At 49.8% G+C, this 5,611-nt stretch carries 2 tRNA genes and 3 rRNA genes; all 5 read right to left on the bottom strand.

What is annotated here, in order from left to right:
• Positions 1–9: 9 nt before the first annotated feature.
• Positions 10–121: ribosomal RNA gene (gene rrf, locus ABXZ36_RS15730) — 5S ribosomal RNA — on the bottom strand.
• 126 nt (positions 122–247) lie between these two features.
• Positions 248–3,079 (bottom strand): 23S ribosomal RNA (locus ABXZ36_RS15725).
• A 183-nt stretch (positions 3,080–3,262) separates the two neighbouring features.
• Positions 3,263–3,336, bottom strand: a tRNA-Ala gene (locus tag ABXZ36_RS15720).
• Positions 3,337–3,508: 172 nt separating this feature from the next.
• Positions 3,509–3,582 (bottom strand) — tRNA-Ile (locus tag ABXZ36_RS15715).
• A gap of 134 nt (positions 3,583–3,716) precedes the next feature.
• A 16S ribosomal RNA gene (locus ABXZ36_RS15710) occupies positions 3,717–5,234 on the bottom strand.
• The 16S, 23S and 5S rRNA genes sit together here with 2 tRNA genes alongside, the layout of an rRNA operon.
• Between the last annotated feature and the right edge of the window lie 377 nt (positions 5,235–5,611).

The following is a 5,611-nucleotide window of genomic DNA, read 5'->3' as shown; positions in this document are numbered from 1 at the left end:
TTCTCCAAAAAAAGGCGGCGACCTACTCTCCCACTTGGTATAGCAGTACCATCGGCGCAGATGGGCTTAACTTCCCTGTTCGGAATGGAAAGGGGTGGGCCCCATCGCCAGAGCCACCTTAAGTTTTAAGTGCACGCTCTTGTTTGTGCACTGTTGCGATGTTTCGCGCAACGAATATCGTTAACATAAAGGGACAGGGTGCGTCCTTAAAAAAGGACGCCACGGTAATACAATTCACGGGGCGCGGTTGCGCAAGTCTACGGGCAATTAGTACCACTCGGCTACGACATTGCTGCCCTTACACCTATGGCCTATCAACGTGGTCATCTCCCACGGCCCTTTAAAGAAATCCCATCTTGTGGCGGGTTTCGCGCTTATATGCTTTCAGCGCTTATCCCATCCCGACTTAGCTACCCAGCAATGCTCCTGGCGGAACAACTGGTGCACCAGAGGTCGGTCCAACTCGGTCCTCTCGTACTAGAGTCAGATCCACTCAAATTTCTAACGCCCGCAGTAGATAGAGACCGAACTGTCTCACGACGTTCTGAACCCAGCTCGCGTGCCACTTTAATGGGCGAACAGCCCAACCCTTGGGACCTTCTCCAGCCCCAGGATGTGACGAGCCGACATCGAGGTGCCAAACCCCCCCGTCGATATGAGCTCTTGGGGGAGATCAGCCTGTTATCCCCGGCGTACCTTTTATCCTTTGAGCGATGGCCCTTCCATGCGGAACCACCGGATCACTATGCTCTTGTTTCCAACCTGTTCGGCCTGTATGCCTCTCAGTCAAGCACCCTTGTGCCATTGCACTCTACACACGATTGCCAACCGTATTGAGGGTACCTTTAGAAGCCTCCGTTACTCTTTTGGAGGCGACCACCCCAGTCAAACTACCCACCACGCACTGTTCTCCCAATAGGGAGTTAGGCCCCGAATAAGCAAAGGCTGGTATTTCAACAATGGCTCCACAACGCCTGGCGACGCCGCTTCACAGCCTCCCAGCTATCCTACACATTACTTACCCAGGGTCAATACGAAGCTATAGTAAAGGTGCACGGGGTCTTTTCGTCCCACTGCGGGTAATCGGCATCTTCACCGATACTACAATTTCACCGAGCTCATGGTTGAGACAGTGTCCAGATCGTTGCACCATTCGTGCAGGTCGGAACTTACCCGACAAGGAATTTCGCTACCTTAGGACCGTTATAGTTACGGCCGCCGTTTACTGGGGCTTCAATTCAATGCTTCTCCGAAGATGACATCTCCTCTTAACCTTCCAGCACCGGGCAGGTGTCAGGCCCTATACTTCATCTTTCGATTTTGCAGAGCCCTGTGTTTTTGATAAACAGTCGCCTGGACCTCTTCACTGCGGCCCCCCCAGAGGGGGGCGACCCTTCTCCCGAAGTTACGGGTCTATTTTGCCTAGTTCCTTAACCATGAATCTCTCGAGCGCCTTAGAATACTCATCCCAACCACCTGTGTCGGTTTACGGTACGGGCTGCTTCACTTGGTTTTCTCGGAGGATGTTATGCTGGATTATCACCTTGGCCGAGGCCTCGGTGTACTATCGGGGTGTCACCACTCCCTTCAACGTACTATTCCGTCAGTACGCACCAACGCCACATCCCCGTCACTTTTATTGTGAGCAGGTACCAGAATATTAACTGGTTGTCCATCCACTACCCCCTTCGGGTTCGCGTTAGGTCCCGACTGACCCCCAGCTGATTAGCATAGCTGGGGAAACCTTGGTCTTTCGGCGTGCGGGTTTCTCGCCCGCATTATCGTTACTTATGCCTACATTTTCGTTTGTAGCTCCTCCAGCATCCCTTACAGAACACCTTCAGCGGCACTACAATGCTCCCCTACCCCTCTAATAAATTAGAAGTCACAGCTTCGGTGATATACTTATGCCCGATTATTATCCATGCAAGATCGCTCGACCAGTGAGCTGTTACGCACTCTTTAAATGAATGGCTGCTTCCAAGCCAACATCCTGGCTGTCAATGCAATCTCACCGCGTTTTATCAACTTAGTATATACTTGGGGACCTTAGCTGGTGATCTGGGTTCTTTCCCTCTCGGACATGGACCTTAGCACCCATGCCCTCACTGCTGACCATCATTTTATAGCATTCGGAGTTTGTCAGGAATTGGTAGGCGGTGAAGCCCCCGCATCCAATCAGTAGCTCTACCTCTATAAAACTATATGTCAACGCTGCACCTAAATGCATTTCGGGGAGTACGAGCTATTTCCGAGTTTGATTGGCCTTTCACCCCTACCCACAGGTCATCCCAAGACTTTTCAACGTCAACGGGTTCGGTCCTCCACTATGTGTTACCACAGCTTCAACCTGCCCATGGGTAGATCACACGGTTTCGCGTCTACCACTGCTAACTAAAGCGCCCTATTCAGACTCGCTTTCGCTACGGCTCCGGACCTGAAGTCCTTAACCTTGCTAGCAACGGTAACTCGTAGGCTCATTATGCAAAAGGCACGCCGTCACAGCTTGCGCCGCTCCGACCGCTTGTAGGCGTATGGTTTCAGGATCTATTTCACTCCGTTATTCACGGTTCTTTTCACCTTTCCCTCACGGTACTGGTTCACTATCGGTCTCTCAGGAGTATTTAGCCTTGGCGGATGGTCCCGCCAGATTCACGCAAGGTTTCACGTGCCCCGCGCTACTCAGGATACCACTATCGGTAACGGTCTTTACCTGTAAGGGGCTATCACCCTCTACGGCCAAGCTTTCCAACTTGTTCCAGTTCATTACGCACCAAATATTGTGGTCCTACAACCCCGATATTGCCGAAACAACATCGGTTTGGGCTAATCCGCTTTCGCTCGCCACTACTAACGGAATCACTATTGTTTTCTCCTCCTCCGGGTACTTAGATGTTTCAGTTCCCCGGGTTTACCCCTGTTGCCAGGTGACATGTCTTCAACATGCCGGGTTGCCCCATTCGGATACCTGCGGATCACATCGTGTGTGCCAATCCCCGCAGCTTTTCGCAGCTTATCGCGTCCTTCATCGCCTCTGAGAGCCTAGGCATCCCCCATACGCCCTTATTTAACTTGTCGCACCTGCATTGTCCGAAGACAATGCGTGCACCCTCGTAATATTATTCGTATTAATTTCCATGACGTACAATCATCCCTGGTGGTATGATTTGTACGCACTTTGTCCCAATATGTCAATGAACGTTTCGGCGAGGATACTAAGTGATATATTTGATAACATCCCTAATACCGTCTTGTGCCGTTGTGGAGAATATCGGAGTCGAACCGATGACCTCCTGCGTGCAAGGCAGGCGCTCTAGCCAGCTGAGCTAATCCCCCAGTTAGTTGATCGTTGTTCGTTGTTCGCTGCTAGTAAACTATCAACCATCAACCAAGAACCAACAACTAGTTTGTCTCAACTTCTAAAATTTCCTTCAATTTGTCAATCAATGAACGTTTTTTCTAAAACAACCAATAACCAATTCCTTAATTATAAAGCCGCCTTAGGCAGTAGTCTCAGGCAGACTCGAACTGCCGACCTCTACATTATCAGTGTAGCGCTCTAACCAGCTGAGCTATGAGACTCTCACATTGCGAGCCCGTAGACTCTCTCACTATTTTATATGACTATATTAATAAGACAGCAATAAATTAAATAATAACTTAATAATACAAGGACTAAATTCTTCTTCGTATATCGTCGAGATGCTTTTCTCTAGAAAGGAGGTGTTCCAGCCGCACCTTCCGGTACGGCTACCTTGTTACGACTTAGCCCTAGTTACCGATTTTGCCCTAGGCCGCTCCTTGCGGTGACGGACTTCAGGCACTCCCGGCTTCCATGGCTTGACGGGCGGTGTGTACAAGGCCCGGGAACGTATTCACCGGATCATGGCTGATATCCGATTACTAGCGATTCCAGCTTCACGGAGTCGAGTTGCAGACTCCGATCCGAACTGTGACCGGTTTTATAGATTCGCTCCCTGTCGCCAGGTGGCTGCTCTCTGTACCGGCCATTGTAGCACGTGTGTGGCCCAGGACGTAAGGGCCGTGATGATTTGACGTCATCCCCACCTTCCTCACGGTTTGCACCGGCAGTCTGGCTAGAGTTCCCGACATTACTCGCTGGCAACTAACCACAGGGGTTGCGCTCGTTATAGGACTTAACCTGACACCTCACGGCACGAGCTGACGACAACCATGCAGCACCTTGTGATCTGCCCGAAGGAAACTCTATCTCTAAAGCTGTCAGACCACATTTAAGCCCTGGTAAGGTTCCTCGCGTATCATCGAATTAAACCACATGCTCCACCGCTTGTGCGGGCCCCCGTCAATTCCTTTGAGTTTCATTCTTGCGAACGTACTCCCCAGGTGGGATACTTATCACTTTCGCTGGGCCGCTCAGACCGAAGTCCGAACAGCTAGTATCCATCGTTTACGGCGTGGACTACCAGGGTATCTAATCCTGTTCGCTCCCCACGCTTTCGTCCATCAGCGTCAGTATATGGTTAGTGACCTGCCTTCGCAATCGGTATTCTATGTAATATCTATGCATTTCACCGCTACACTACATATTCTAGCCACTTCACCATAACTCAAGACTACCAGTATCAAAGGCAATTCTACAGTTGAGCTGCAGACTTTCACCCCTGACTTAATAGTCCGCCTACGGACCCTTTAAACCCAATGATTCCGGATAACGCTTGGATCCTCCGTATTACCGCGGCTGCTGGCACGGAGTTAGCCGATCCTTATTCTTACGGTACCGTCACCAGACTACACGTAGTCCTTATTCTTCCCGTATAAAAGCAGTTTACAATCCATAGGACCGTCTTCCTGCACGCGGCATGGCTGGATCAGACTTTCGTCCATTGTCCAATATTCCTCACTGCTGCCTCCCGTAGGAGTCTGGTCCGTGTCTCAGTACCAGTGTGGGGGATCTCCCTCTCAGGACCCCTACCCATCGTAGCCTTGGTGTGCCGTTACCACACCAACTAGCTAATGGGACGCATACTCATCTTATGCCGTAACCTTTAATCAAAAAACGATGCCGTCTCTCGATACTATGAGGTCTTAATCCAAATTTCTCTGGGCTATCCCTCAGCATAAGGTAGATTGTATACGCGTTGCGCACCCGTGCGCCGGTCGTCGGCGGTGCAAGCACCCCGTTACCCCTCGACTTGCATGTGTTAGGCCTGCCGCTAGCGTTCATCCTGAGCCAGGATCAAACTCTTCATCGTTGTTTTGTAAATATTATTACATCTTCAAACCATAAACTGTCCGAACCTAGCCCTTCGTATTATTTAAGCTAATCTTATTCAATTTCTTTATCCAATTACCGTCTCCAGTAATTGAACGCTGTCTTACAATATGTCAATGAACTTTTATATTCTCGTTTTGTCTTGTCGCTCTGTCTCCCAAAGCGGGTGCAAATATACAACCCTTTTTGATCCCCGCAAATAAAAAATGAAAAAGTTTCTTCTTTTTAAATCCGATGCTCCAAAACTTCCAATGAACTCAGCCCTAAGGCCGATCTCCCCTGCACAGCATACGCTGTTTCGGGCTGCAAACCTACAACCTTTCCACAATTCAACAACGCTTTTTTTTGCCTTTTTTT

Origin of the sequence: Sediminicola arcticus, from assembly GCF_040566695.1 — a bacterium.
Taxonomy (GTDB): Bacteria; Bacteroidota; Bacteroidia; order Flavobacteriales; family Flavobacteriaceae; genus Sediminicola; species Sediminicola arcticus.
The sequence above is the reverse complement of the archived record's forward strand: the minus strand, read 5'-3'. Positions and strand labels throughout refer to the sequence as shown.